We start from the raw sequence: 26,433 nt of genomic DNA, 5'->3' as shown, positions 1-26,433 counted from the left end.
TCCTGATTAAAGCCAACTAACTTAAGCTAATTAATTTAACCGCAATGCTTCAAGCCGCTGCTTCAAGCCAGCCGCGCGGCAATTGCCTGGCCGACTTCCGTCGTGCTTGCTTTGCCGCCGAGGTCGCCGGTATGCGGGCCTTCCTTGAGCGTTGCTTCGATAGCAGCGAGGATCGCGTCATGCGCATCGCGTTCCGGGCCTTTGAAGTCGCCAAGGAACTCGAGCATCATGGCCGCCGACCAGATCATGGCGACCGGGTTGGCGATGTTCTTGCCCGCGATATCCGGCGCCGATCCATGCACGGGCTCGAACAGTGACGGGAATTTGCGCTCGGGGTTCAGGTTGCCTGAAGGCGCGAGGCCGATGGTGCCCGTGCACGCCGGGCCGAGGTCGGAGAGGATGTCGCCGAAAAGGTTGGTTGCCACGACCACGTCGAAACGGTCCGGGTTGAGGACGAAGCGGGCGCACAAAATATCGATGTGCTGCTTGTCCCACTTCACGTCCGGGAAAAGCGCGGCGACTTCCGCGGCGCGCTGGTCCCACCACGGCATGCTGATGGCAATGCCGTTGCTTTTCGTGGCGACGGTGATCTTTTTCTTCTCGCGGCGCTGGGCGAGATCGAATGCGAATTTCAGCACGCGTTCGCTGCCGTGGCGCGTGAACACGGATTCCTGCAGGACGAACTCGCGGTCCGTGCCTTCGAACATCACGCCGCCCACCGATGAATATTCGCCTTCGGTGTTTTCCCGCACGATCCAGAAGTCGATGTCACCGGCCTTGCGGTTCGCGAGCGGCGACGGTACGCCTTCGAACAAACGGGCAGGGCGCAGGTTGATGTACTGGTCGAACTCGCGGCGGAATTTAAGGAGCGAGCCCCACAACGAAATGTGATCGGGGACGGTGTCGGGCCAGCCGACCGCGCCGAAGAGGATGGCGTTGCAGTCCTGCAATTGCGCTTTCCAGTCGTCGGGCATCATCTGGCCATGCTTCAGGTAGTACTCGCAGCTTGCCCATTCAATGTGCTTGTATTCGATGGAAATGCCGAAGCGCTTGGTGGCGGCGTCGAGGACGCGGATGGCTTCGGGCATTACTTCCGTGCCGATACCATCGCCGGGAATGATTGCGATCTTGTAGGTCTTGGTCATGTTCGGAATCCTGTTAAGGGTTTATCGCATAAGGGTTTGCACCCGGGCTGGAACCAGCCTGTGGCTATTATTTTATTCCGCTCTGGAAGGCTTAAAATCAGCGTTTTGGTTAAGCCACTGTGCACGAAGCGTGAATAATGAATATCCCGTCTTCCCCGAATCTCGATGATCTCCGCGTCTTCTGCACGGTCGCCCGTAAGTCCAGCTTCAGCGCGGCGGCGGAGGTCCTGTCGGTCTCGGCCGCGTACGTCAGCAAGCGCGTGAGTGTCCTCGAAACCGATCTCGGCACGCGCCTGCTGCATCGCTCCACGCGCCGCGTCGCCATTACCGAGGCAGGCGAACGTGTGTACACGTGGGCTGAAAAAATTCTCGATGACGTCGATCACCTGGTGGAAGACGTGTCCACCACGCGACGCATTCCGCGCGGCACGCTGCGCATTTCCAGCAGCTTCGGTTTCGGACGGCATATTGTGGCGCCCGCGCTGGCGCGTCTCTCCGATCAACATCCGCAACTGAGTGTGCGCCTGGATCTGTTCGACCGGCTGGTAGACGTGGCGGGAGAAGGTTTTGATCTGGATATCCGCATTGGCGACGAGATCGCGGCGCATTTGATTGCCAAGCGGCTGGCGTCGAATCATCGCGTGCTGTGCGCGTCGCCGGGCTATGTCGAGCGTCATGGCGCGCCTAAGCAACTGGCCGATCTCGCGAGCCATGCGTGCCTGGCGATCAAGGAACGCGATCATCCGTTCGGTTTGTGGCGCTTGCATGTGCGTGGCGAACCGGTTTCGATCAAGGTGACCGGGCCGTTGTCGACGAATCACGGCGAGGTCGCGGTGCAATGGGCGCTGGCCGGGCGCGGGATCGTGCTGCGCTCGCTGTGGGACGTTCGTCCCTTGCTTGAGAGCGGCCAGTTGGTGCAGGTGCTGCCTGACGTTACGCAGCCCGCCAACGTCTGGGCGGTGTACCCGGCGCGGCTGGCGGCTTCCGCAAAAGTGCGGGTCTGCGTAGACTTTCTCGCCGACGAGTTCGCGCAATGGAACCTGCCGGCGCCCTAAGATTCCCTAACTGTGATTCTGTGAAAACAGGCTTTCGAGCGGGTAGTGGTTCTTCACGAACGGCGACTTGATGATGATGAAGCTGAAGTACTTCTCAATGCCAATATCGCGTTCGAGCAAGCCTTCAATAATGCTTTGGTAGTGACTGACGCTGCGCGTGACGAACTTCAGCAGGTAGTCGTATCCGCCGCTTGCCAGATGGCACTCCACGATTTCATCCACGTCCTTGATCGCCGCGACGAACTTGATGAAGTCCTCGCGGCGATGATCGGCAAGCGTGACCTCGGTAAAGACAATCTGTACGTCGCCGAGCTTTTCCAACTGGATCTGCGCGCCATAACCGACGATATACCCCGCCTTTTCCAGCCGCTTCACGCGGATCAGGCACGGGCTCGGCGAGAGCCCGACCGCGTCGGCCAGCTCGACATTCGTGATGCGGCCTTTCTTCTGCAATTGCGAAAGGATGCGCAGATCTATGCGGTCAAGCTTGCCTTCGCTGCTCATCGTCAGGGTGTCTCTCCGGTTGCGTGGGATCGTCAGAACAGTGGTGTCTCAACAGTGTCATTCGATCTTATCACGCAGCTACGTGGGCTTTCACCTCGCCTTTGGCTGCGCCGTCAGCCTTCTTCGGCTTCAGCGCGGCGCGGACTTCGGGTTCGGCGAGCACGTCGTCGAGCGTCTTCTCAAGGCGCTCGAACATCAGGTCGAACTCTGCTTCCGTGTAGCTGAGGGCGGGTGCAAAACCCAGGATGTTGTCGCCAAAAGCGCGGAACACCAGACGGTTCCGGTAAGCAGCGGCCGTGATCCGGTCGGACAAATTAAGCGCTGTGTCGAAGCCTTGTCTGGTTTCTTTATCGGAGACGAGTTCAAGCGCGCCCAGCAATCCGCGATGACGTGAATCGCCGACCAGCGGATGCGCGAGCAGCGCGTCGAGGCCGCGTGCGAAACGCTCGGCGTGACGAATGCCGTTCGCGAGCAGACCGCCTTCGTGATAAAGGCGCAGCACTTCGAGGCCGATGGCCGCGCTGACCGGGTGCGCCGAATACGTATGACCGTGACCGACAATCGCGGCAGCGTCGCCGTTCGCGATGCCCTGGTACACAGCGTCCGACATCAGGACAGCGCCCATGGGCGCGTAGCCGGCCGTCAAGCCCTTGGCGACCGTCATCAGGTCCGGCTCGACGTCTTCGGCCTGGCAGGCGAACAGCGGGCCGGTACGGCCGAAACCGGTGATGACTTCATCGGCGACGAACAGGATGTCGAGCTTGCGGCAGGTTTCGCGCATGGCTTTCAGCCAGCCGAACGGCGGCACGATCACGCCGCCCGAGCCTTGAATGGGTTCGCAGAAGAACGCCGCGACGTTATCAGCCCCGAGTGCCGCGACCTTCGTTTCCAGTGCGGCGACGGACGCGGCGATGAGGGCGGCATCGTCGGCGAAATTGTTGCGATACGCATACGGCGATGGAATGTGATGCTGGTTCGGCAGCGGCACGTCAAAGTTTCGATGGAACGCCGGCAATGCCGTCAGTCCCGCGCCGACCGCCGATGAGCCGTGATAACCGCGTTCGAGCGCGATGATGTGTTTCTTCGACGAGCGGCCGGTTGCGTTGAAGTAGTGCGTGATGAAACGCAGTGCGGAGTCGACCGCGTCCGATCCGCCCAGCGTGAAGTACACGTGCTGGAGCGAGGCCGGCGACAACTCGACCAGTTTCTCGGCCAGTTCAATCGCGGGTGCGTTGCCGAAGTGGAAATAGCTGGTGGCGTAGGGCAGGCGGGCCATTTGTTCTGCTGCCACCTTCACGATGCTTTGTTGGCCGTAACCTACGTTGACGCACCAGAGGCCGGAGAAGGCATCGAGGAGTTCGTTGCCTTCGGCGTCGCGCAGGAAGGCGCCGCTGGCGGACTCGAGTACGGTGACACCGCGGGCTTCGTGGGCGCGGTAGTTAATGACCGGATGAATCAGATGCTTACGGTCGGCTTCAATGAGCGATTGGATCGACATGGGGATTTTTCTCGTCGCGGAAAGGGGCTGATGACCGTTCCATACTAGAGAAGGAGGGTGGAACCCGAGGCCTTAAACAATTCGTGAAATAGCGCGGACGCCGCGTTTTGTAGCGTGCCCGCAGCATTTTCTGCCGCGAGCGCGGAAAAACGATGCTTCGCCATGATTCGCCGCAACGAGGGGAAAATTCAGTAGCCGCGGCTGCGATCGATCTGTCCGATCATCGGCAAACCTTCGCGATGGCGTCGCAGATTTTCAAGCACCACTTCCACGGCGCTGTCCGGCCGTGTTTCGCTGGCGATATGCGGCGTGATCCGAACACGCGGGTGCGTCCATAGCGGATGCGTTTGCGGCAGGGGTTCGGGGTCCGTGACGTCGAGGATGGCGTTTTGCAGTTGGCCGCTCGCGAGCGCACCGAGCAGGTCGTCCTGATTCAGATGCGGACCGCGGCCGGTTTGAATCAGCGACGCGCCGCGTGGCAGCTTGTTGAATAGAGCGGTGTTCAGCATGCCGCGGGTGGCATCCGTGAGGGGGAGCAGGCAGATCAGGATGTCGGTGCGGGCGAGGAAGGCGTCAAGCGTGCTGGCGCCAGCGTAGCATTCGACGCCTTCAATTTCCCGCCCTGAGCGGCTCCAGCCTGCGCAGGCGAAGCCGAATAGTTTCAGCCGTTCCAGCACGGCGGTGCCGAGTACGCCGAGGCCGAGTACGCCGATGCGCCGTGATGACGCCGCGCGTACCGGCAGGGGGTTCCATGTTTTCTGTTGTTGCTGCAGTCCGTAGTCGACGACGTCGCGGTGAATGGTGAGCACGGCGTGAGTGACGTATTCGACCATTCCTTCAACGATGCCAGGTTCGATCATGCGTACTACCGGGATGTGTTCGGGCACGCCGGAGAGGTCGAATTGATCGACGCCCGCGCCGACCGAGAAGATGACTTCGAGGTTCGGTAGCGTGCGGGCGCGGTCTTCGGGTGGTTCCCACGCGGCGAGGTACTGGACCTTCTCGGGATCGCCGGTTTCTGGCCACACATGGAACGGGATGTCAGGGGCTTTTTGGGCGAAGAGCCGTGCCCATTGGGCTCCGCGTTCGGGACTGCCTTTATAGAGAAACGTCATTTCGCTCGCGCCGGTGGACGGGGGTTGGGGGCACTGATTTTGGGGTTAGCGGTGAGGGTCAATGCCGGGTTGCCAGGTTGCTGAGTTAGCGGTCGGGGTCAGTGCCGGGTTGCCAGGTTTCTGCGTTAGCGGTCTGAGTCAGTGCCGGGTTGCTGCTTTCGGCCTTAGCGGTCCGCGAGAGTCGGATATTCTCTTTATCACTATTAGCCACTGTGCGTGGCGGCACGTCATTTCTTTGTCCAAAGCGACAAAGAAACGAAGCAAAGAAAGCGCTTTCAAACCACGCTACCCTAAGTGTCCACAGCGTGCAGTTTCTATTCATAGGTGCCCCAAAAGCACGGTGCTCGCCAGAGCGACGGATGTGTGAAACCCTCCTTCTCCGAACACAGATACCCACACGCTTCGCCACCAGTGACTGAACCTGCCCAAGGAACACCCCGCGCTATCCGCGTAAAACCACCCGCCGAACTTGTACACACGACGAACCACGCAGCCAACCCACCACAAAACCAAGCTGCAGAATGCATGAGGCCATACCCACGAAGGAAACCGTGCAGGCCGGGCAATCAACCCACCAAAACCGAAGCTGCAAATGGGTCCGGCCGTGTGGCCCACTAAGATAGCAGCGCACACCGCTCGGCCAACGCACCAACAATGAAACAAATGAAGCTGTAAATACGCGTCAGGCCTCGCTGGTTCAGTGGCGATTCGTGCTTGCCCGAGAGCGTTGGGGGCGAAGCGTGTTCGTGTCAGGATTCGCGAGAAGGAGGGTTTCACACATCCGTCGCTCTGGCGAGCACCGTGCTTTTGGGGCACCTATGAATAGAAACTGCACGCTGTGGACACTTAGGGTAGCGTGGTTTGAAAGCGCTTTCTTTGCTTCGTTTCTTTGTCGCTTTGGACAAAGAAATGACGTGCCGCCACGCACAGTGGCTAACAGTGATAAAGAAAACATCCAACATATAACCCGCGTTGGCCCTGAAAGCAGCAACCCGGCACTGACCCCGACCACTAACCCTGAAAACACCACCCCGACCACTAACCCCAGAACCTGTGCAACTCCGCCCCCCCAAACCCCAAGTGCGAACGGCGTTACATCATGGCCTGGTTAATAATCCCAAACTGCTTAATGTCCGCATCAGCGGGAGGAAAAGGCGCTTCCGGACCCTTCGGCCCATTCAGTACCATCTTCACCACCGTATCCACCCGCGGCAATCCCAACCCGTCCAACCACTGGGTCAACCCGCTATCCCCGGGGGTATCGATACGAACAAACACGCCCTCGTTCAACGCCAGCCAATGACTGATCAACGCCTTCGCGCGGCTCGAATCCGGCGCATCCGGCGCGACCACCGGCCCAATCGCAAAGCCACGCCCAAAACGCCTGAACAAAGCGAATCCAAGCAACTCGCCGTCATGATCCAGCGCAATGCCATCCGCATTCTCAAGCAAGGCGGGCAATACCTCACCCCGATCCAGCCCGCACGCCCGCGAAGCCAGCTCGATCAACTGAGGCGTATCGTTGGCCCCCAGCGGCCGTAACCGCTCACCTGGCGGCAACGACACCAAAGGCGGCTGGAACGCCGCTCCCTGATGCTGGTCAAGCGTGCCAGCAGCCCGGAAACCCAACTTCTCATACAGTGGCTGTCCAGCAGCCGTCGCGTGCAAAAACGTAACGCGCCCGCTCAGTTGCTCAAGCACGAGCTCCATCAGCCGCTTGCCAATCCCCCGGCCCTGCCATGCCGGCGACACAATCACCATGCCCAACGACGCGCGCTCAGTCCCGTAAGTCCAGTACAACGCCGTGCCGATCACCCCCTCCGTTGCCTCGGCGACAAACCCCGCGCCCGCCTGCGCCACGAAACGCCAGTCGTCCGCCCGATGAGGCCACTTCAGTTCAACGGTCAACGCATGCGCCGCAGCAATATCGTCACCGGTAAAGGCTCTATAGGTAACTTGTTCGGTAATTCGTTCGTTGACTTGCTCGGACACGCCGACCTCCCTCAATGGCTTCCACTTCAGCCGCTCAGCAACCCGTCATAAGGGCTCTCAAATCAAGCTCAGGTTTCACGCCGCCACTCTCGCATCCCACAACTAACGTGGCTAGGACGATCTTTTCATGAAAGGACGCTGAACCCGCGCCGCACGAACTTCGATGCAAAACGACATGTCAGCGCCCTCATAACGCGTGTGATCTGCTGAGCGGCTGTTTTTGTCGACGACAAATGTTGCACGGCTAGCCCTACGATTTCATCAGGTCGCGCAGCATTCGCGGCCGCTACTGGTACTGCTACTCAAAGGACCTTCATATGGATAGCTTCGATCCCGCCGCCGTCACCGTGCGCAGCGGCCATTTCATTGGCGGCGAATATGTTGATGAAGGCGCGCGCCGCATCGAGGTCGCGCGCCCGTCGGACGGCGTGGTATATGCATCGGTGCCGATCGCGGACGCAGACATGATCGACCGCGCGGTCGAGAACGCATGGCAGGCATTCCGCACCAGCGGCTGGCGAACCATGCCGCCGCGCGACCGCGCCCGGATCCTGCGCCGTTTTGCCGATCTCATCGCCGCCGATGTCGACACGCTTGGGCCCCTGGAAGCGCTCGGTTCGACCCGACCGATCCGCGATGCAACCGCGTGGGATGTCCCTTTCACCGCTGAAGGCATCCGCTTCTACGCGGAGTTCGCGGACAAGATTGGCGGCGACGTAGCTGCCACGGATCACGATCACCTGGGCATGACGATCGCCGAACCGTACGGCGTGATCGGCGCTATCGCTCCGTGGAATTTCCCGCTGGTGATGGCGTCATGGAAGATCGCGCCGGCGCTCGCGGCAGGCAATGCCGTGGTGCTGAAACCCTCCGAAATGACGCCGTTCTCGGTGTTGCGGCTCGCCGAACTCGCTATCCGCGCGGGCATCCCCGCGGGTATTTTCAACGTCGTGCAAGGAGACGGCCGCACGACCGGCGACGCGCTGGTGCGGCATCCGAAAATCTCCAAGGTCACGTTCACCGGGTCCACGCGCACCGGCGCCGCCATCATGGCCGCATGCGCCGAAACGGGGACCAAGCCGGTCACGCTGGAACTGGGCGGCAAAAGCCCGCAAATCGTTTTCGCCGATGCACCGCGCCTGGACGCTGTGGCGCGCCGTATTGCCGGGGCGATTTCGGGTAACGCGGGCCAGGTGTGCATCGCGGGTTCGCGGCTGCTGGTCGAGCGTTCGCTCGCGGAGCAGCTGGCTGAACGCATTCAGGCTGTTTTCAGCGAACTGAAAGCTGGCGCGACCTGGACGCCCGGCACAACGCTGTCGCCAATCATCTCCGAACCGCAGGCGGCGCGCATCGAAGCCATCGTCGGGCGCACGCTTGCCGGTGGCGCCACCCTGCGCTGTGGCGGTTTGCGGGCCGACGGCGGTGGTCCGGGTTCGTTCTATGCGCCAACGCTACTGAGCGGCGTGACCCAGCAATCGGAAGCGGTTCGGGAAGAAGTATTCGGGCCGGTGCTGACCATGCAGACCTTCGATACCGAAGAAGAAGCGCTCGCGCTCGCGCAGCACCCCGACTATGGCCTTGCTGCCGGCGTGCACACGGCGGACCTGGGCCGTGCGCTGCGGCTCGTCCGCGGTCTGGAAGCAGGCACCGTGTGGGTCAACCGCTACGGCAGGACGTCCGACTTCATGATCCCGACGGGCGGCTACAAACGCTCGGGCATCGGCAAGGACCTGGGCCGGCAGGCGTACGAAGCGAACCTTCGCTTCAAGAGCGTGCTGATCGATTTGCGCGAGTAAACCCGGGCTTCCCGACCTGTTGCAAGCGCAGTAAAGGAAGGGCAAACCCTGAGGCCGCAAACGCGCCGAAAAGGTGCAGCGAAGGGACCCGGGCCCTAACCGCAGACTGTGCTGCCGATGCCCTGAAAAACGCATGTTTTTGTGTTTTTGGATTGCGCGAATCAGGGACATCTTTGTTTTTGCGCTGATTAAATCTCTTACAGGAATGCGCTTTCCTGTTTTCGCCACTGAACCCCTCGGGGGTTCATACCAACGATAGGACTATCACCATGATCGAATTCGAACCGAAGTACATCACCTTCGATTGCTACGGCACCCTGACCAAATTCCGCCTCGCCGACATGACGCGCGAAATGTACGGCGACGTGCTGAGCGGCCCGGACATGGACAAGCTGATTGCCTTCTTCTCGGGTTATCGGCGCGATGAAGTGCTCGGCGCATGGAAGCCGTATCGCGACGTGATCGTGAATGCGTTCAAACGGGCGTGCAAACGCATGAACGTTGAGTTCGATGAAGCCAAGGCAGAAAGGTTCTATACCGCCGTGCCGACCTGGGGTCCGCATCCGGACGTGCCGGAAGGCCTCTCGCGCCTGGCGAAGAAGTACAAGCTGGTGATCTTGTCGAACGCATCGAACAACCAGATCCAGAGCAATGTGGACAAGCTCGGCGCGCCGTTTCATGCCGTCTTCACGGCCGAGCAGGCGCAGTCGTACAAGCCGCGCATGCAAGGCTTCGAGTACATGTTCGACCAGCTGAACTGCAACCCGGAAGACGTGCTGCACGTGTCGTCGAGCCTGCGCTACGACCTGATGACCGCACACGACATGGGCGTGAAGCACAAGGCGTTCGTCAAGCGTGGCCACGAACCGTCCACGCCGTACTACGAGTACACCGAAGTCGACGACATCCCGCATCTCGCCACGCTGCTCGGGTTGTAAACAGCTGTTGTAGGCAGTTGTCGTCAGCAGTTCCAGTTCCAACGCTTTCGCATCAGGGATTCATCGTATGAAGCTCGACTCCTACTGGCTCGACACCGCGCCGCCGCTGCTTTCAACGAGCGATGGCCCGGTCGACGGTCGTGTCGATGTGGCTGTGGTCGGAGCGGGCTTCACGGGCTTGTCGGCAGCGTTGGCGTTGGGCAAACGCGGCGCGTCGGTGGCGGTGCTGGACGCGGGGCGAATCGGCGGCGGTGCGTCGGGGCGCAACGGCGGACAGGTCAATACCGGCGTCGCGCAGGATTTCACTGCTCTGGTCCAGCAGCTTGGGGCGGAGAAGGCGCGCGCTTGTTATCGCGCGTATTCGGCTGCGGTCGATACCGTCGAACGCCTGATCCGCGAAGAGCAGATCGACTGCGATTACCTTGCAACGGGCAAGCTTAAGCTCGCGTCCAAGCCACATCATTTTGCGCATCTGGAGAAGACGGCGGAGGTGATCCGGCGTGAAGTCGATGCCGATATCGAGATCATCGGCCGCGACCGGATCTCGACCGAGATTCAGTCGGACAGCTTTTTCGGCGGTCTGCTGCAGCGGCATGGCGGCCAGATGCACATGGGCAAATTCACCGTCGGTCTCGCGGACGCCGCCGCGCGCCACGGTGCGAAGCTCTACGAGAACGCGCCCGTGACGTCGATAGAAAAAGTCGCTGATCGAGGTTATCGGATCGTGTCGGCGCGTGGTGAAGTCCGCGCGAAGCAGGTGTTGATCGCGACCGGACCGTCGCGGCAAGGGCCGTTCGGCTGGTACCGGCGACGCCTTGCACCGGTGGGATCTTTCATCGTGGTGACGGAGCCTTTACCTCCGGAACTGGTGCACCAAGTCTTTCCGAATCTCCGCGCGTACACGACGTCGCGCCTGATGCACAACTATTTCCGTATCACGCCCGATTCGCGTTTGCTGTACGGCGGCCGGGCACGCTTCACGGCGTCCGAGCTGCCTTCGGACGCGAAGAGCGGACGCATCCTGCAGGACGGCCTGGCGAAGATGTTCCCGGCGCTGGCGCAAGCACGTATCGACTATTGCTGGGGTGGTCTTGTCGATATCACCGCGGACCGGCTGCCGCGTGCGGGCCAGCATGAAGGCATCTATTTTTCGATGGGTTACAGCGGCCACGGTACGCAGATGTCGACGCACATGGGGCAGGTCATGGCCGATGTCATGGATGGCCGCGAGAACGCGAACCCGTGGCGTGAATTCGAGTGGCCCGCGATTCCCGGCCACACGGGCAAGCCCTGGTTCCTGCCGCTAGTCGGCACGTACTACCGCATCAAGGACGTGTTTTATTGATTTGCACCAAAGCTGAAATAGACCAAAAACCCAACCCCAGCCACCCTCGCGGAGAAGTCTCAATGAAACAAGAAAATCTGCAACACGCCGATGCCCCAGCCGGGACTGAAGTGACCGAACTCGAGCGCCTGACGCGCCGGGGCGCGTCACGGCGCGAGGTGTTGCGTGCGCTGGCCGCAGCCGGCATGGCCTCCCTCACCGGGGCAGGGTTGCTCACCGCGAGCGGCGCTGCGTTCGCGCAGGAGAAGCCGAAGCAGGGCGGCAAGATCCGCGTGGCAACCCAGTCCGCATCCGCCGCGGATACGCTCGACCCGGCAAAGGGCGCGCTCGGCACGGACTATGTGCGCGCAAACATGTTCTACAACGGCCTGACCGAATTCGATTCACACCTGGGCGCAAAGATGGCGCTGGCGGAATCGCTGGAATCCAAAGATGCAACCGTGTGGATCGTGAAGCTGCGCAGCGGCGTGCAATTCCACGACGGCAAATCGCTCGCGCCCGCCGACGTGGTCTATTCGCTGATGCGTCACAAGGATCCGGCGACGGCATCGAAGGCCAAGACGATTGCCGATCAGTTCAAGGAAGTGAAAGCCACGGGCCCGAACGAGATCACGATCACGCTGGAAGGCGCGAATGCCGACTTGCCGGTGATCCTGGCGGACTCGCACTTCCTGATCATCAAGGACGGCACGACCGACTTCAAGACGGCTATTGGCACTGGTCCGTTCAAGGTCAAGGATTTCTCGCCGGGCGTGCGCACCGTCGGCGTAAAGAACGAAAAGTACTGGAAGCCGGGCATGCCGCACCTGGACGAGATCGAGCTGATTGGCATTGGCGACGAATCCGCCCGCGTGAATGCGCTGCTCTCCGGCGACGTGCAACTGATCAACGCGATCAGCCCGCGCTCGACCGGCCGCATCAAGGGCACGCCGGGTTTCACGGTGCTGGAGACGAAGACGGGCCAGTACACCGACCTGATTGTTCGCGACGAAGGCGGGATTACTGGCAACGATGATTTTCGTCGGGGTATGTTCTATCTCATGGACCGCGAGCAGATTCGCCGCGCCGTGTTCCAGGGTTTCGGCACGATCGCCAACGACCAGCCGATCGATCCGACCAACAAGTACTACATGCCCGGTATTCCCCAACGTCCCTTCGATCCGGAGAAGGCCAAGTTCCACTTCCAGAAGGCGAAAGTGGGCAACACGCCCGTGCAGATTTTTGCATCGCCCGCGGCTGACGGCTCGGTTGAAATGGCGGTGTTGCTGCAGCAGGCCGCGCCCGCTGCGGGCCTGAACCTGCAGGTCACGCGTGTGCCGGCCGACGGCTACTGGTCGAACCACTGGATGAAACATCCGCTGGGCTTCGGCAATGTAAATGCCCGCCCAAGCGCCGACGTGCTGTTCACGCAGTTCTTCAAGTCGGACGCGCCGTGGAACGAAGCGAACTGGAAGAGCCCGAAGTTCGACCAGATGCTGTTAGCGGCGCGCGGCGAACCGGACGACGCCAAGCGCAAGCAGATCTACGGCGACATGCAGGTGCTGGTGCATGACACCGGTGGTATTGGCATTCCGATGTTCCAGAGCTCGATTGACGGTCACACGACCAAGCTCAAGGGCCTGGGTTCGATCCCGCTGGCCGGCCTGATGGGCTTCATGTTCGCAGAGCACGTCTGGCTGGAAAGCTGAAGCGGGTCCCAGTGGCCCTGTAGATCAGGTAGCAAAGCACGCCGCCCGCGCGCGGCGTGCCGTTTCAACCCCGGAGGCGGATTATGAAAGCACACGCGTCACGACTTATCGCTGCTCGCCTGGGCCTCGCACTGCTCACGCTGCTGATTGTGTCGGCAGTGGTGTTTGGCATCACGGGGCTGCTCCCCGGCGACGCCGCGCAGCAGGCGCTCGGGCAGGCAGCCACACCCGAAGCGGTGACAGCGTTACGGCACCAGTTCGGGCTCGACCAGCCGGCCTTGCAGCGCTACTTGGAGTGGCTCTACCTGGTCGTCACCGGTAACTTCGGCACATCGCTGTCTAATAGCTTGCCGGTCAGTCAGTTGATTGCCACGCGCTTGCCGAACTCCCTCGTGCTGGCCGGATTGACGGCGCTGGTGTCCGTTCCGGTCGCGCTTTTCATCGGTATCTCGTCGGCCATGTTTCGCGGCTCGCTGCTCGACCGCGTGCTCAACGTGCTGACGTTATCTACCGTCGCCGTGCCGGAGTTCCTGATTGCGACCATCGCCGTGCTGGTGTTCGCCGTCAAGCTGCGTTGGCTGCCCGCGTTGTCGTACTTGTCCGAGGTGTCGTCGTTCGGCGGATTGTTGCGGATCTACGCCATGCCCGTCATGACGCTGTGCTGCGTCCTCGTTGCCCAGATGGCGCGCATGACCCGCGCCGCCGTGCTCGATCAGCTCAATGCATCGTATGTAGAGATGGCGATCCTGAAAGGCGCTTCACCCATGCGCGTGGTCTTGCGCCACGTGCTGCCGAACACCATTGGCCCGATCGCGAATGCGGTGGCGCTGAGCTTGTCGTATTTGTTCGGCGGCGTGGTGATTGTTGAATCGATCTTCAATTATCCGGGCCTCGCCAGCCTCATGGTCGACGCCGTCACGAACCGCGACATGCCGCTCGTGCAGGGCTGCGTCATGGTGTTCTGCGCGGCTTACCTGCTGCTTGTGCTGATTGCCGATCTGGCTCAAATCCTATCCAACCCGAGGCTGCGTCAACGATGAACCGACCCGCCAACTCCTCCATTCACCATCCCGGTACTGAGCTCTACGACATGGGCCTCGATGAAATCGTCAATGACCTCGCCGTCCCGGAGCCTGAGCTCGCAGGGCCAAAACCGGGCGTGCTGAAGCGGCTGCACCGGCGCTTCTCCGTGCTTGGCCTGATCGGCCTCGTGCTGGTCGTATTCTGGCTGACAATCGCGGTCATCGGCCCGTGGATTGCGCCGTATAAAAGCGGTGCGCTTTCGTCCGTGGATGTATTCGCCGGGTCGAGCCATGCGTTCCTGCTGGGCACGGACTATCTCGGCCGCGACATGCTCAGCCGGATTCTCTACGGCACCCGCTATACGGTCGGGCTGGCATTGGCCGCGGCGTTGATGGCGAGCCTGATCGGCACGTTCTTCGGCCTGGTCGCCGCTGTGTCCGGCCGCTGGGTCGATGAAATCCTGAGCCGCCTGTTCGACGCGTTGATCTCCATTCCAAGCAAGGTGCTTGCGCTGGTCGTGATCGCTGCGTTTGGCTCGTCCATCCCCATGCTGATGGGTGTCGCCGCGCTCGCCTACATTCCCGGTGCGTTCCGCATCTCGCGCTCGCTCGCGGTCAACCTGATGACGCTCGAATACGTGCAGGTCGCGCGGGCTCGCGGCGAACGGCTGTTCTACATCGCGCGCGTGGAAGTGCTGCCCAACATGATCCATCCGATGCTCGCTGACTTCGGCCTGCGCTTCGTGTTCATCGTGTTGCTGCTTAGCGGCCTGAGCTTTCTGGGCCTCGGTGTGCAGCCGCCCAATGCCGACTGGGGCTCGCTCGTGCGCGAGAACATCGGCGGACTGTCTGAAGGGGCGCCCGCCGTCATGATGCCGGCTATCGCGATCGCGACGCTGACTATCGGCGTGAATCTGCTGATCGATAACTTGCGCCGCCGTGGCGGCCGCGGGCAAGGAGCTGCGCAATGACTGCCCACACAATCGACATGATTCAAGTGAAGGGCCTGCGAGTGGTGGCAGGCGCCGCCCCCGATCCGGTGACCGAGATCGTCAAGGGCGTCGACTTTTCGGTGAAGAAAGGCGAAGTGCTGGCGTTGATCGGCGAGTCGGGTTCGGGCAAGACGACCATCGCGCTGGCGCTGCTGGGATATGCGCGGCAAGGGTGTTCCATCAGCGGCGGGTCGGTGCGGATCGGCGAGACGGAAGTGCTTGAACTCACTCAGCAGGGCCGGCGGGCGCTGCGTGCCCGGACCGTGGCTTATGTAGCGCAGAGTGCATCTTCCGGGTTCAATCCGGCGCGCACGATCATTGATCAGGTGACGGAACCTGCGCTGCTGCATCACCTGATGACGAAAGATGCGGCACGTCGCAAAGCGATCGAGTTGTTTCGTGCGCTTGCGTTGCCGGAGCCGGAAACGATCGGCGAGCGTTACCCGCACCAGGTCTCGGGTGGACAGTTGCAGCGTCTGATGGCGGCCATGGCGCTGATCACCGATCCGGCGGTGGTGGTGTTCGACGAGCCGACAACGGCGCTCGATGTGACCACGCAAATTGAAGTGCTTGCGGCGTTCAAGAAGGTGATTCGTGAGTTGGGTACCACGGCGATTTACGTGTCGCATGATCTCGCGGTGGTGGCGCAAATGGCGGACCGGATCGTCGTGCTGAACGGCGGCTTGGTGAAAGAGGACGGTCTGGTCGCGCAAGTGCTCGATGCGCCCGTCGACGCGTACACGCAGCAGTTGCTGGCTGCCACGCGACGGCCGGAACCAGTGTTGTCCGTGCAGACGGCGGCGCAGAAACTCGCGCCGCCCTTGCTCGAAATCCGCGGGCTGGCGGCGGGGTATGGCCGCATCGATCGTTACGGTGCGCCGGCCGTGCGGGTGCTCGACGACATCAGTCTCTTGATTCCACGCGGCAGCACGCTGGGGGTGATCGGCGAATCAGGCTCGGGCAAGACGACGCTGGCGCGTGTGGTGGCGGGTCTGGTCGACCGGGCGCGCGGTGAGGTTTTCTTCGATGGCAAGCCGCTGCCGGCTCAACTATCGAAACGTACTCCTGAGCAATACCGGCAGATCCAGATTGTGTTCCAGAACGCCGATACGGCGTTGAACCCGAGCCATACCATTGCCGATATCCTCAGCAGGCCGCTCGCTTTTTATCATCATCTGCGTGGGGCGGCGGCGCGCAAGCGGACGCTGGAATTACTCGATCTCGTCAAACTGCCGGCATCGATTGCAGAGCGCGCGCCGGGCGGTTTGTCGGGCGGCCAGAAGCAGCGTGTCAACCTGGCGCGTGCGCTCGCGGCCGATCCCGCGCTGATCCTCTGCGACGAAGTGACGTCCGCGCTGGACACCGTGGTCGGTGCGGCGATTCTTGACCTGCTTGCAGAATTGCGGCGTGAGCTGGGTGTGTCGTACATGTTCATCAGCCACGACATTTCAACGGTGCGTTCGATCTGCGACGAAGTGATCGTGCTGTACGCGGGACATCGCGTGGAGGCGGGTGAGCGCGAAGTGCTCGCGGCGCCGCCGTATCACCCGTACACGGGTTTGCTGGTCGACTCCGTGCCCGCGCTGAAACCCGGCTGGCTCGACGCACGCCGCCTGATTGGCAGCGCCGCGTTGCCGCAGATGGGCGAGAGCGCTGACATAGCCGAGCTGTGCAGCTTCAGGGCGCGTTGTCCGGTTCGTATAGACGGTAAATGCAACGCCACGCCGCCGGCTGTGAAGAAACTGCCTTCGGGCGCGGAAATTCTTTGCCACCATTCAACGGCCGAACTCAGCCGGCTGCAGACCATAGAGGCGGTTGAAGCATGAGCGGACGGTTCGTGCGGCTGGCGGAAACGGAGCGCAAGACGTTTGCAATAACCGTCGATGGCGTGACGCGGCAGGCAGCCGTTGGCGACACGCTGATGGTCGCGTTGCTGACTGGCATGAGGACCTTGCGGGACTCCGAATTCGGCGATGGCAGGCGCGCGGGTTTCTGCCTGATGGGCGCATGCCAGGATTGCTGGGTCTGGACCGCTGATGGCGAGCGGCTGCGTGCGTGTACGACGCCAGCGGTAGCGGGCATGTCGATTGTCACGCAACTGGCTACAGCCGGGGAGGGCGTATGGCCGCGCGGGTAATCGTGATCGGCACGGGGCCGGCGGGCGTGCGGGCGGCTGAGGCGCTGGTGGAAGCGGGTCTGCGGCCTACGGTAATAGATGAAGGGCGGCGAGACGGCGGGCAGATTTATCGACGGCAGCCGGAAGGTTTCACGCGCTCTTACGACACGCTCTATGGCACCGAGAGCCCGCGTGCGGCGGCGCTGCATCAAAGCTTCGACGCGCTCAAGAGCCGTATCGACTACTTGCCTGAAACGCTGGTCTGGAACATTTCGGCGAACGCCGTGCATCTTGTCAGTGGAACGTCCTACCGTACACTCGAATTCGATGCGCTGATCATTTGCAGCGGCGCAACGGACCGGCTGATGCCGGTCAAAGGCTGGCATTACGCCGGCACTTATAGTCTGGGCGGCGCGCAAGTCGCGCTGAAGTCGCAGGGGTGCTCGATCGGTTCGCGAGTCGTGCTGATGGGCACCGGGCCACTGCTTTATCTTGTTGCTGCGCAGTATGTGAAAGCGGGTGCGGTGGTGTCCGCCGTCTTCGATACCTCCACGCTTTTGCAACGACTCCGCGCGTTGCCGAAGCTGCTCGCCATTCCCGCTGCGCTTAGAAAAGGCATCGCTTTGATGGGAGTGCTAAGGAAAGCGCGCGTGAGGGTGTATCGCGGCGTGCGGCCGCTGGAAATAAGCGGTTCGCCTGAGCACGGCGTGAGCCATGTTGAAGTCGCGCTGCAAAGCGGCGTGCCCTTCAAGGTGGCTTGCGATGCAGTCGCGCTGGGTTACCACTTGCGTCCGGAGACGCAACTCGCCGATCTCGCCGGCTGCGAATTTTCCTTCGATGAAGCCGCGCAGCAATGGCTCCCCGCCAGCGATGAAGACGGCCGCAGCAGTGTCAAAGGGACCTATCTGGCGGGCGACGGTGCGCGTATCCGTGGTGCCGATGCCGCCGAAAGATCAGGCCGCCTGGCCGCACTAGCCGCAATGCAAGACAGCGGTTTGAAGGTCGAAGGCCAAGCTGCCTTGCGCGAACAACTGCGGGTCTTCAGCCGCTTCGCGGCCGGCCTGCGTGAGGCGTTTCCATGGCCGGCCCGATTCGCGGGCATGCTGCCGGACGAGACTATTGTGTGCCGTTGCGAAGCCATTACCGCAGGCGAACTACGCCGTGTGGTACGCGAAACCGGTGCGAAGGAAGCGAATCGCGCCAAGGCGTTTTCACGCGTGGGCATGGGCCGGTGCCAGGGACGCTTTTGCGCTCACGCCGGGGCGGAAGTGATCGCGGCGGCGGCATCCGTGCCGCTGGCTTCCGTTGGACGGCTGCGTGGGCAGGCACCCGTGAAGCCGTTGCCGGTGGCGTTGGTCGAGGAAGAGGGGGCAATCGAATGACCATGTCACAACAAGCCGATCATCGAGGCGATCGCCGAGCCGATGTGATCGTGATCGGCGGCGGCATCATGGGCACGACCACTGCGTTCTTCCTGCGCCGCCGCAACCCCGCTTGTTCCGTGATCCTGCTCGAGCGCGGCCTGACCGGCCAGCAAGCGAGCGGGGTCAACTTCGGCGGTATCCGCAGGCAAGGCCGTGCGCTGCCGCAACTCGCGATGGCGAACCGCGCGCTCAACACGTGGCAGCGTTCGAAGGAACTGCTGGGCGAGGACATCGAATTCCTGCCGTCGAGCCACACGCGGGTCTGTTATCACGCGCACGATGCGGATACCTTCGACCGCTATGCCGCCGATGCCCGCGCCTATGGCCTCGATCTGGAAGTGCTGCACGGCCGGGCTATGTTCGATCGTTTCCCTTTTCTCGGCCGCGAAGTGCTGGCCGCTTCCATCTCGCCGCTCGACGGCCATGCGAACCCGCGCCTCGCCGCGCCGGCCTTCGGCCGCGCGGCGGCGCGTCTTGGCGCGCAGGTGGTGGAGAACACGGAGATCGCGCATGTGGAGAAGGACGGCGATGGTTTTCGCGTCGAGACTGCGGCAGGCGTAGTGTATCGGGCCGCGCAGCTCGTCATTTGCGCGGGCGCGTGGGCCAGCCGGCTCACTGAGCAGTTTGGCGAGCCGGTGCCGCTGCGCGCAAGCGGACCGCAAATGTCCGTCACTGAACCCGTACCGTATGTCTTCAAGTCGTCGATAGGTGTGTTCACATCGATCAAGCAGGAGGGCATCTACTTCCGCCAGATTCCACGCGGCAACATCATCATAGGTGGCGGCCCGCCCGGTCCCGCCGATGCCCTCACGCGACGCGCCTCCGTGCTGCCGATCAACACCGTGCGTCAGATCGCGCAACTGCGCCGCCTGGTCCCCGCGATGGCTCCGCTGCACGTGATCCGCGTCTGGAGCGGTGTGGAGGGCTACCTGCCCGACGGGGAGCCGGTGATCGGTCGCAGCTCGACAACCGACGGTCTGTTTTATGCGTTCGGCTTCAGCGGCTCGGGGTTCCAGATTGGCCCCGGCGTGGGCGAGACGCTTGCCGAGCTGATCGATACTGGTAGTACACCAATTCCGCTTGATCCGTTTTCGGTCAGCCGGTTCGCGGCGTTCGCCTCTTCATCGCAAGCTCAACCCGTGACGGCGGTCTCATGAAACAAGCCATGCCGCTGACCGAAGCGCGGGCGTTCATTGAGGCGCACTTCGATGAACCCGTGACGCTTGCGCAACTTGCCGAGTTGTCGGCGCTTAGCGTGTCGCGATTCGCGACTGCGTTCCGGCAGCAATTTGGTTCTTCACCGTACCGGTATTTATGCGGGCTGCGGATTGAGCGTGCGCAAGCGTTGTTGCTGGCGGGCGTGCCGGGATCGGTGGTTGCGGCTGAAGTCGGGTTCTTCGACCAGAGCCATTTTGCACGGCATTTCAAACGCTTCTGCGGCATGACACCGAGCATGTATCTCAAGCGGTCGCGCGCCCGTTGTTCATTGCAGGGAAGCAGCGGGTTGTTACGTGGTGCGGGTACTGGAATTGAATCAGCGGACCAGCGAGCGCTTTGTGGGGAAACGGCTTGAATGAGCGGTTAAGTAAAATTACTCAAAGAATCGCAACGGCAGCCAAGTGGACTGCAAGCGCAAACCTCGCGCGAATCGATACCGCCTGAACGGTTCACACGAGCTTCGCGTCGTTCGACCGCGAAGCATGGACGTCTGCAATTGAAGGTCGCAAAAGCCGTTCGACAGAAAGATGCGGGAACGGCTCGGCCGCATCGCGACCACCGTCCTGCACGATGGCCGCCACTCCTTCAGCGCGCTTCAGTGCGCACTACGGGCCGTATCAAGCCAGCCGTCGAACTGCGTTTTGTTCGCGGCTAACCACTGATCCGCCAGTGTCGAAACGACCGTCGTAGCGCCGTTGCCCTTGCTGATTGCAAGTTCCCAGGCTGACCATGTCGCCGATGGAAAACGGATCTGCTCGACGAGTTTCTTGACGACCGGATTGGCCGCGATAAATTGCTTGTTCGCGACCGCACCGTAATTCCAGGATGCCATGGCCATGCGGCACGGATTGGCGCCGCCCGCACACCCTTCAACACCATTCACGAGCGCTGAGCCCCGGTTCGGCACGTTCGGCGGCAATGCGTCGGCGGGCGTTGGCAGCCACACGACGTCTTTGCCCGGAACCAGCACGTTGGTCGTCCATGACGGACTCCACGCGTAAAAGAACGCAGGCTTGCCTTCCTTGACGCGAGTCACGACGTCCGCCATCAGTGCCTCGTATTTGCCACTCACGGGATGCACTGTTTGACGGAGTCCGAATTTGTCCAACTGATAGTTGACGACGTCACCGCAACTCCAGCCGGGATCGCAACTGATCAGTTGTGCTTTGTTATCGTCCCCGAACAGCCCCGCGATCTTCGGGTCCTTCATCTGTTCGAGACTGGTGATGTTGTGCGCCAACGCGGTTTTCTTGTCGATCAGATAGCCATTGATACCACCGCCAATGATCTCACCGGCGCCGACCATTTCCGCCTGGCTCTGGACCACGCGGAAATCAGGCTCGCTCTGCGGAAAATTGACGTCGGTCTCCATGTCGACGTCGCCTTGCGCGACCGCCTGAAAGAACAGCACCGTTCCCATCGTGCTCAAATTTACCTCGTAGCCCAGCGACGTGAGCGCCTTCTTCACAATCTGCACCGCGACGTAATTCGCGCCCAGGCTGTCGGTCTGCGCATAGTGAATCGTCTTGCCCGCGCCTGGCAGCGCCTGCGGGGATGCGGCCATAGCAGGCATTGCCAGTGCTACGCACGCCGCGACTGTTGCCGCTCGCATCATTGCTTTCATGAACGTTGTCTCCCTATGTGATGTTGAGGTTTGGTGTACTACCGCTGCGGCGACTCATCGAAGTGATGATCGGTTTTGCCGTCGTGCAGATGCGATACAAGTTACTTGACGCCAAAAAATGCGTCTTCCGCCGAAAGGAAGGACGGTGGTGACAAGATGGCCTACCGTTCAATGGACGGTGCTGGCCCGACGGCTTCGTTGCGGGCAGTGGGGCAATGCGGTGAGGGCGCAGCAGGTGATAGCTACGGCTCCAATGCAGCGAAGCGATGGCTTGGTTGGCTCGGATGAGTTGGGGATCCGCGGAGTGACGTGCGATCTGCGGGACGCTCTATTGCGTTTCCAGAGCGCGCATTCGTTGGCTTCTTGGGAGGGTGGGGGACATCATCGGTGTGGTGAGGATAGGGATGCGCCCGATTGCGCCCGATGGTCATTCTTCTTCCCGACACCACCCCGAAGTGTTCTTCAATCCCACTCGGGCACGCTGTCAGGCATGCTCTTCACGACCTTGGTAACAATATAAGTAAAGTAGCGTTCGATGCCGATTTCACCTATCAGCAAGGAGTCGATGAAGCGCTGGTAGTGATAGATATCGCGTGACACCACATGCAGTACATAATCCACACCGCCGCCCGTTGCATAGCACTGCGTCACTTCCGGCGCGGCCTGCATGGCCTCCTCAAAGCGCCGCATGTCTCGCTCTGTATGCCGCGCCAGCGTGACTTCCACCACGATCCGGCTCGCGTTGACGCTTCCGACCCAGTCGAGTTCCGCACGATAACCCTTGATGACGCCGCTCTCCTCGAGCTTGCGCACGCGTTCCCATGTGGGTGAAATCGACAGGTTCACCTCTTCGGCAAGCTTTGATTTCGTGATGCGGCCATCGCGCGCGAGAACGCGCAGGATGGCGATGTCGTAGCGGTCGAGCTTGATCACCGTTAGACGGCCACCGGGCTATCGCGCTCGATCGCGTTATTCGCGCCGGGCGTCAAGGCGTGTTTCGATGACACGATCAGGCGTTCGCGTTCGTGGCCGCCATTGGGATCGAGATCGTGGCCGATGAGTGCCACGGCCGGCGCAACGGGTGATGCACGCATTACTACTCCTTCACGAACAACGTTAGTAACCGAGCATGAGGTCCACGCTGCCAGGCACAGCTCCGTCTTCCCGGTAAGCGTTAATGTTCGCCGCGATAACCGCTGCCGCGGTTTCGAAATCGGTGGGTGCGGAGATATGAGGAAGCACGCTTACCTGCGGATGTTGCCATAGGCGAGAATGGGATGGTAGCGGTTCTTCATCGAAGACATCGAGGACCGCATGTGACAGATGCCCGCTGTCGAGCGCATCGAGCAGATCGTCCGTCACAACAACGGGTCCTCGAGCGAAATTGATGAGACTCGCTCCCGGTTTCATAAGGGCAAGCAGGCCGGCATGCAGCAAGCCTCGCGTCTGGGCCGTCAGCGGCACGAGACAAACGACAATATCGCTCATGCGCAGCATGGTGATAAGCCCGTCGTCGTTTGAAAACGTCTGTACGCCGGGGATCTGTTTTGCCGACCGGCTCCAGCCGGCGACTTTGAAGCCTGCTTCTCTGAGGCGAGCGGCTGCCGCCGTCCCGAGCGAACCGAGCCCGAGTATTCCGGCGGTCAGGCTCGAAGGCTTGCGATACGCATGCTGGTGCCAGAGCCCCTGCCTCTGTTGGCGCTTGTAGGCCGGCATGTCGCGCTGCAAATAGTACGTCCACGCAAGCACCGCTTCCGCCATTGTCCTGGACATTTCGGGGTCGATCATGCGCACGATCGGTGGTCCGTCGGCCGGCAGTCGGGTAACGAGCTGCTCCACGCCTGCCCATAAGCTTTGCACCCAGACCAGATTGGGCAACGCGGTTACGTCGGCCGGATCGGGGTTCGCGACTATCGCGATCTGAACCCGCGCGCGCTGGTCTGCGCTCATCTGGCGAAACAGGAAGATTTTTTCAGCAGGCATGGCAGAAGCAAGCGCTGACAGATAGCTTGCTTCGTAATCGGAACGTATGTTGCTGATCAGAGCGATCGGGTCAGACATGAAAACTCCAACGGCATGCAGGTGAAGTTCGAATTCAGCGTGAAGAGCCCATGCAAAGCCGTCGCGTGCGAGAGCAGTAAGCGATCTCTTTACGCGACAATGTGGAGCATAGCTACGAGCTGACGAAGACGGCACTTGCCGCCTGAGTAGCGGCAAGTGCCCAGGCCGTTCGCTCCTGTGGTCCGGCGAAGCCTGACGCCGCAGCAACGCCAGGCACCTTTGCCGCAGCAAGCGGACTTGGTCCGGCTCAGTCAAGCGTCGGGTCGGATCAAGCCGGTCCAAGTCATGGCCGGCAGCACATCCTGCTGGTCAAGCGCCCGCTTTTTCAGCCTCCATCTCCGCCATGTCCTGAAAGCGATCGGCAATGCGCGGATGAGCGCGGCCGCCATCTGCCGCAGCGATCGCGATCAGGATTTCATCCGGGCCGGGAGCATCCGCTACCTGGAACGTCGCCGTGATGAAGTGCGACCGCTTGCCCGTTTCGGACTTATGGATCATTGGGACAGAGATGAGTGCGCCGGGACCGGAGCGTGTGTTCGTGAAGCTGAGAAATGCGGTGCCGTTGACCGCCTCGCGGAACATGTTGCCAAAGCGAAGCGTATGAATCAGTGCCGAGCCGTGCTCGATTTCACCGTTGACACCTACGGTAGCTGCCTTGCCATACGCCTCGACGCGATCGGCGGGCATGATGGCCACAAGCCGGCGTGTCAACTCGGCGCCCAGCACAGGGGCAATTCGCAGGATCTCCGGCCGGAGGTCTTCCACGAAGCCCCGACCTGCCCACGGGTTCCGAACAATTGCTGCAACGACCACCGTCGTAATGGGCCGCTCTGCTGCCCGGCCACCTTCAATAACGGTCTCTTCAATAAACGTCGCGATCTTGCGAATCCCAGTTTCCATTTGCGCACTCCATTGGTTAGCGTGGTTAGCGGTTCGTCGTCCTATACCGAATGCTAACGATGTGAATGGGGTGAGTCCTCCGCGCCTTCGGCGGATGAATCTTTTATTTTTTGCTACGTTATGTCGTATATTGAAATAAGACTTTTGGATGCTCTGATATGCCAGATCAACTGTCGCGAATCGTGTCGCTACGTGATGTCGCGAGCCAAATCAACTCAGACGGCGACCTTGATACATTGCTGCGGGATCTTATCCAGGCAGCATGCAGGCATGGCTCGTGGGACCTGGGCTCGATCATGACCGTGGACCTGGCGCACGGTTTCGCGATGGTCACCGCGCGTTACGAGACCAACGCCATGCTGCGCCGCCCGCTAGGAGATCGCTGGGAACTGGCGACCAGTCCTGCGCTTGTTGCCCTGCAGCGCTTCGAGCCTGTGTACATCCGCGACGCGCGTGAGTCCGTGGAATTCCCCGGATATCGGCTTGAAGCACATGAGCGCGGCTATTGCACCGTACTCATCTATCCCATGGCGAGCGTTGATGTAGAAGGGCGGCCCATGGTCATGTCCGTCACGTCGCGCAAAGTGGTGGACGTGTCCGCGGATGACCTCGCATTCATGGGGATCATTGTGCATCTGGGGGCAATTGCGATTGAACGCGCGCATCGCCATCGCGCGCAGATTGCTGCAGCCGAGCAATTGCGCCACGTGCTCGGCGCTCAGGGTTCGCTGTTGCAGGAAGTGCTGGCCGGTGGTTCCACAGAAACCCTCACCGCTATGCTCGGCGATCTTCTTAAGGCGCCTGTGCTCGTTCTGGATTTCTTCGCGAGCAGCCTGCTTGCATCCGCATCGCCGGTGCCGGGCGTTCATGACGATGCCGCATGGCGGCTCATGCTCGAGGGCGCGACCGGGCGTCAGATTCTCGGCGAAGTCCGCGACGCTGTCACCACCCGGCGCGCCGAGACAATCACGCTGCACCTCGGCGACAGGCTCTCGCTCGACGCCCGCATAGAATCGCTGATGGTCGACGACGAAGCGGTCGGCGCGCTGCTGACCTTCGACAAGTCCGACGCGAACGATCTTCAGAAACTCCTCATCGAAAGTGCGAAGTTTGCGCTGAGCGTGCAGTTGATGCGCAGCGTCATACGCTTTCGCTTCGAGACGCGAACGCTCACCGAATTGTTCTTCGAAATCGTCGAGCGGCGCTGGCGCGACGAGCAGGATATGCTGCGCCGCGCCCGCCGCCTCGGGCTATCACTCGCGTCCCCCATGCGCATGCTCGTGACCGATTTTCCGGATCGAACGAACGCGTCTGCGGATCTTTCTGTCGATGGTCATCGCGCGGTCGAACTGCTTGCTGCGCAGCAACATATTGCGGTCCACATCGTGACGGTCGGTGGGGCGCTGGTGTGTCTCGTGCCGCAGGAAGAGGGCATGGAGATGGACCGGGTCGCACGATTGGCGCAGCGCGTCTCCGAGACCTTGTTCCGTTCGTTTGGCAGTGAACCCATAGTGGTGGTTGGCGATACGTGCGAAGGGCTCGAATCGATCGCGAAAGAATGGGAACGCTGCTGGCGCATGATCCGGGTTGCCCGCACATTCGGCAGACGGGGCGCGATGACGGTTCCCGACTTCGGACCGTTGCCCATGCTGATCGGCGCAGCCGACTCCGCCGATGTGCGCAGCTTTATCGACGGCGCCATAGGCCGGGTAGTGGAACACGACAAGAAGCACAAGTCGGCTTACCTCGAAACCCTGGCTGCCTATGTCCGCTCGGGTTGTCGCAGTCAGCATTGCGCCGATGCGATGGACCTTCACGTGACGACCTTGCGGTATCGCCTGTCGCGCATCTCGGACCTGTTTGGCATCCAGGTCGAAACGCCGGAGCAGCGTTTCGCGATCGAACTTGCGTTGCAACTGCACAGCTTGGTCGAGAGCAGCATACCGTCCGCGAAGCACTCAAAGTCGATACCTCGAATGAGAGGTTAATTAGCCTCGAAT

General features: G+C 61.4%; 23 protein-coding genes. 13 read left to right on the top strand and 10 right to left on the bottom strand.

The window, feature by feature from the left end:
• Positions 1 to 62: 62 nt before the first annotated feature.
• Complete coding sequence (locus SBC1_RS18760) at positions 63 to 1,145, bottom strand: tartrate dehydrogenase (RefSeq protein WP_165099566.1); 1,083 nt, start codon at positions 1,143 to 1,145, stop codon at positions 63 to 65.
• A gap of 143 nt (positions 1,146 to 1,288) precedes the next feature.
• Here SBC1_RS18760 and SBC1_RS18755 point away from each other — a divergent pair, with 143 nt between their 5' ends.
• Positions 1,289 to 2,200 (top strand): LysR substrate-binding domain-containing protein, encoded by a 912-nt coding sequence (locus SBC1_RS18755; protein ID WP_165101527.1) that lies wholly within the window; start codon positions 1,289 to 1,291, stop codon positions 2,198 to 2,200.
• Positions 2,201 to 2,206: 6 nt separating this feature from the next.
• On the opposite strand, the gene SBC1_RS18750 is transcribed toward SBC1_RS18755, so the two are convergent.
• The 4 genes from SBC1_RS18750 to SBC1_RS18735 form a co-directional block, all read right to left on the bottom strand.
• The gene (locus tag SBC1_RS18750) at positions 2,207 to 2,704 is read right to left on the bottom strand and encodes an Lrp/AsnC family transcriptional regulator (protein ID WP_062089182.1); all 498 of its coding nucleotides are present in this window, start codon (positions 2,702 to 2,704) and stop codon (positions 2,207 to 2,209) included.
• Positions 2,705 to 2,774: 70 nt separating this feature from the next.
• Entirely contained in the window at positions 2,775 to 4,202 is a 1,428-nt protein-coding gene (locus SBC1_RS18745; protein WP_165099569.1) for an aspartate aminotransferase family protein, read from the bottom strand.
• Between the two features lie 188 nt (positions 4,203 to 4,390).
• Complete coding sequence (locus SBC1_RS18740; RefSeq protein WP_165099578.1) at positions 4,391 to 5,317, bottom strand: glyoxylate/hydroxypyruvate reductase A; 927 nt, start codon at positions 5,315 to 5,317, stop codon at positions 4,391 to 4,393.
• 1,092 nt (positions 5,318 to 6,409) lie between these two features.
• A complete protein-coding gene (locus SBC1_RS18735; protein ID WP_370469642.1) occupies positions 6,410 to 7,309 on the bottom strand; it encodes a GNAT family N-acetyltransferase in 900 nt (299 codons plus the stop codon).
• Between the two features lie 317 nt (positions 7,310 to 7,626).
• On the opposite strand from SBC1_RS18735, the gene SBC1_RS18730 reads away from it, so the two are divergent.
• The 11 genes from SBC1_RS18730 (at position 7,627) to SBC1_RS18680 (ending at position 20,203) form a co-directional block, all read left to right on the top strand.
• The gene (locus tag SBC1_RS18730; RefSeq protein WP_165099581.1) at positions 7,627 to 9,105 is read left to right on the top strand and encodes an aldehyde dehydrogenase; all 1,479 of its coding nucleotides are present in this window, start codon (positions 7,627 to 7,629) and stop codon (positions 9,103 to 9,105) included.
• Positions 9,106 to 9,374: 269 nt separating this feature from the next.
• Positions 9,375 to 10,043, top strand: a complete 669-nt coding sequence (locus SBC1_RS18725) for a haloacid dehalogenase type II (RefSeq protein WP_165099588.1) — start codon at positions 9,375 to 9,377, stop codon at positions 10,041 to 10,043.
• A gap of 67 nt (positions 10,044 to 10,110) precedes the next feature.
• Positions 10,111 to 11,388: an FAD-binding oxidoreductase gene (locus SBC1_RS18720; RefSeq protein WP_165099591.1), complete on the top strand. Its 1,278-nt coding sequence runs from the start codon at positions 10,111 to 10,113 to the stop codon at positions 11,386 to 11,388.
• Positions 11,389 to 11,450: 62 nt separating this feature from the next.
• On the top strand, positions 11,451 to 13,076 hold the full coding sequence (locus SBC1_RS18715; RefSeq protein WP_165099594.1) for an ABC transporter substrate-binding protein: 1,626 nt from the start codon (positions 11,451 to 11,453) through the stop codon (positions 13,074 to 13,076).
• An 83-nt stretch (positions 13,077 to 13,159) separates the two neighbouring features.
• Entirely contained in the window at positions 13,160 to 14,116 is a 957-nt protein-coding gene (locus tag SBC1_RS18710; RefSeq protein ID WP_165988969.1) for an ABC transporter permease, read from the top strand.
• Positions 14,113 to 15,069, top strand: a complete 957-nt coding sequence (locus tag SBC1_RS18705) for an ABC transporter permease (RefSeq protein ID WP_206366080.1) — start codon at positions 14,113 to 14,115, stop codon at positions 15,067 to 15,069. Before SBC1_RS18710 ends, SBC1_RS18705 begins: the two co-directional genes overlap by 4 nt.
• Positions 15,066 to 16,916: an ABC transporter ATP-binding protein gene (locus SBC1_RS18700; protein WP_165099602.1), complete on the top strand. Its 1,851-nt coding sequence runs from the start codon at positions 15,066 to 15,068 to the stop codon at positions 16,914 to 16,916. Before SBC1_RS18705 ends, SBC1_RS18700 begins: the two co-directional genes overlap by 4 nt.
• Positions 16,913 to 17,227, top strand: a complete 315-nt coding sequence (locus SBC1_RS18695; RefSeq protein ID WP_165099605.1) for a (2Fe-2S)-binding protein — start codon at positions 16,913 to 16,915, stop codon at positions 17,225 to 17,227. Before SBC1_RS18700 ends, SBC1_RS18695 begins: the two co-directional genes overlap by 4 nt.
• On the top strand, positions 17,212 to 18,588 hold the full coding sequence (locus tag SBC1_RS18690; protein ID WP_165099647.1) for an NAD(P)/FAD-dependent oxidoreductase: 1,377 nt from the start codon (positions 17,212 to 17,214) through the stop codon (positions 18,586 to 18,588). The genes SBC1_RS18695 and SBC1_RS18690 overlap by 16 nt, the downstream gene beginning before the upstream one ends.
• Entirely contained in the window at positions 18,585 to 19,787 is a 1,203-nt protein-coding gene (locus SBC1_RS18685; RefSeq protein ID WP_243830306.1) for an FAD-binding oxidoreductase, read from the top strand. Before SBC1_RS18690 ends, SBC1_RS18685 begins: the two co-directional genes overlap by 4 nt.
• Positions 19,784 to 20,203, top strand: a complete 420-nt coding sequence (locus tag SBC1_RS18680) for a helix-turn-helix domain-containing protein (RefSeq protein WP_165099659.1) — start codon at positions 19,784 to 19,786, stop codon at positions 20,201 to 20,203. Before SBC1_RS18685 ends, SBC1_RS18680 begins: the two co-directional genes overlap by 4 nt.
• 240 nt (positions 20,204 to 20,443) lie before the next feature.
• Here SBC1_RS18680 and proX read toward each other — a convergent pair whose 3' ends face one another.
• The 5 genes from proX to SBC1_RS18655 all read right to left on the bottom strand — a co-directional run bounded on the left by proX (position 20,444) and on the right by SBC1_RS18655 (position 24,433).
• Positions 20,444 to 21,472, bottom strand: a complete 1,029-nt coding sequence (proX, locus tag SBC1_RS18675; protein ID WP_165099663.1) for a glycine betaine/L-proline ABC transporter substrate-binding protein ProX — start codon at positions 21,470 to 21,472, stop codon at positions 20,444 to 20,446.
• A gap of 462 nt (positions 21,473 to 21,934) precedes the next feature.
• Complete coding sequence (locus tag SBC1_RS18670) at positions 21,935 to 22,405, bottom strand: Lrp/AsnC family transcriptional regulator (protein WP_165099667.1); 471 nt, start codon at positions 22,403 to 22,405, stop codon at positions 21,935 to 21,937.
• A gap of 2 nt (positions 22,406 to 22,407) precedes the next feature.
• On the bottom strand, positions 22,408 to 22,566 hold the full coding sequence (locus SBC1_RS18665; protein ID WP_165099670.1) for a hypothetical protein: 159 nt from the start codon (positions 22,564 to 22,566) through the stop codon (positions 22,408 to 22,410).
• Positions 22,567 to 22,588: 22 nt separating this feature from the next.
• Positions 22,589 to 23,533 (bottom strand): glyoxylate/hydroxypyruvate reductase A, encoded by a 945-nt coding sequence (locus SBC1_RS18660; RefSeq protein ID WP_165099673.1) that lies wholly within the window; start codon positions 23,531 to 23,533, stop codon positions 22,589 to 22,591.
• Between the two features lie 309 nt (positions 23,534 to 23,842).
• Positions 23,843 to 24,433 (bottom strand): amino acid synthesis family protein, encoded by a 591-nt coding sequence (locus SBC1_RS18655; RefSeq protein ID WP_165099677.1) that lies wholly within the window; start codon positions 24,431 to 24,433, stop codon positions 23,843 to 23,845.
• 158 nt (positions 24,434 to 24,591) lie between these two features.
• Between SBC1_RS18655 and SBC1_RS18650 the strand changes: the two genes are divergently transcribed.
• Complete coding sequence (locus tag SBC1_RS18650) at positions 24,592 to 26,421, top strand: helix-turn-helix domain-containing protein (RefSeq protein ID WP_165099681.1); 1,830 nt, start codon at positions 24,592 to 24,594, stop codon at positions 26,419 to 26,421.
• The last annotated feature ends 12 nt before the right edge of the window (positions 26,422 to 26,433 follow it).

The sequence above is a fragment of the Caballeronia sp. SBC1 genome (assembly GCF_011493005.1).
Classification (GTDB): domain Bacteria; phylum Pseudomonadota; class Gammaproteobacteria; order Burkholderiales; family Burkholderiaceae; genus Caballeronia.
The sequence above is the reverse complement of the archived record's forward strand: the minus strand, read 5'-3'. Positions and strand labels throughout refer to the sequence as shown.

Bases quoted from the DNA above. Each gene is read 5' to 3' on its own strand.
- SBC1_RS18760 (WP_165099566.1), bottom strand. From the start codon at position 1,145: ATGACCAAGACCTACAAGATCGCAATCATTCCCGGCGATGGTATCGGC.
- SBC1_RS18750 (WP_062089182.1), bottom strand. From the start codon at position 2,704: ATGAGCAGCGAAGGCAAGCTTGACCGCATAGATCTGCGCATCCTTTCG.
- SBC1_RS18745 (WP_165099569.1), bottom strand. From the start codon at position 4,202: ATGTCGATCCAATCGCTCATTGAAGCCGACCGTAAGCATCTGATTCAT.
- SBC1_RS18740 (WP_165099578.1), bottom strand. From the start codon at position 5,317: ATGACGTTTCTCTATAAAGGCAGTCCCGAACGCGGAGCCCAATGGGCA.
- SBC1_RS18730 (WP_165099581.1), top strand. From the start codon at position 7,627: ATGGATAGCTTCGATCCCGCCGCCGTCACCGTGCGCAGCGGCCATTTC.
- SBC1_RS18725 (WP_165099588.1), top strand. From the start codon at position 9,375: ATGATCGAATTCGAACCGAAGTACATCACCTTCGATTGCTACGGCACC.
- SBC1_RS18720 (WP_165099591.1), top strand. From the start codon at position 10,111: ATGAAGCTCGACTCCTACTGGCTCGACACCGCGCCGCCGCTGCTTTCA.
- SBC1_RS18715 (WP_165099594.1), top strand. From the start codon at position 11,451: ATGAAACAAGAAAATCTGCAACACGCCGATGCCCCAGCCGGGACTGAA.
- SBC1_RS18710 (WP_165988969.1), top strand. From the start codon at position 13,160: ATGAAAGCACACGCGTCACGACTTATCGCTGCTCGCCTGGGCCTCGCA.
- SBC1_RS18705 (WP_206366080.1), top strand. From the start codon at position 14,113: ATGAACCGACCCGCCAACTCCTCCATTCACCATCCCGGTACTGAGCTC.
- SBC1_RS18700 (WP_165099602.1), top strand. From the start codon at position 15,066: ATGACTGCCCACACAATCGACATGATTCAAGTGAAGGGCCTGCGAGTG.
- SBC1_RS18695 (WP_165099605.1), top strand. From the start codon at position 16,913: ATGAGCGGACGGTTCGTGCGGCTGGCGGAAACGGAGCGCAAGACGTTT.
- SBC1_RS18690 (WP_165099647.1), top strand. From the start codon at position 17,212: ATGGCCGCGCGGGTAATCGTGATCGGCACGGGGCCGGCGGGCGTGCGG.
- SBC1_RS18685 (WP_243830306.1), top strand. From the start codon at position 18,585: ATGACCATGTCACAACAAGCCGATCATCGAGGCGATCGCCGAGCCGAT.
- SBC1_RS18680 (WP_165099659.1), top strand. From the start codon at position 19,784: ATGAAACAAGCCATGCCGCTGACCGAAGCGCGGGCGTTCATTGAGGCG.
- proX (WP_165099663.1), bottom strand. From the start codon at position 21,472: ATGAAAGCAATGATGCGAGCGGCAACAGTCGCGGCGTGCGTAGCACTG.
- SBC1_RS18665 (WP_165099670.1), bottom strand. From the start codon at position 22,566: ATGCGTGCATCACCCGTTGCGCCGGCCGTGGCACTCATCGGCCACGAT.
- SBC1_RS18660 (WP_165099673.1), bottom strand. From the start codon at position 23,533: ATGTCTGACCCGATCGCTCTGATCAGCAACATACGTTCCGATTACGAA.
- SBC1_RS18655 (WP_165099677.1), bottom strand. From the start codon at position 24,433: ATGGAAACTGGGATTCGCAAGATCGCGACGTTTATTGAAGAGACCGTT.
- SBC1_RS18650 (WP_165099681.1), top strand. From the start codon at position 24,592: ATGCCAGATCAACTGTCGCGAATCGTGTCGCTACGTGATGTCGCGAGC.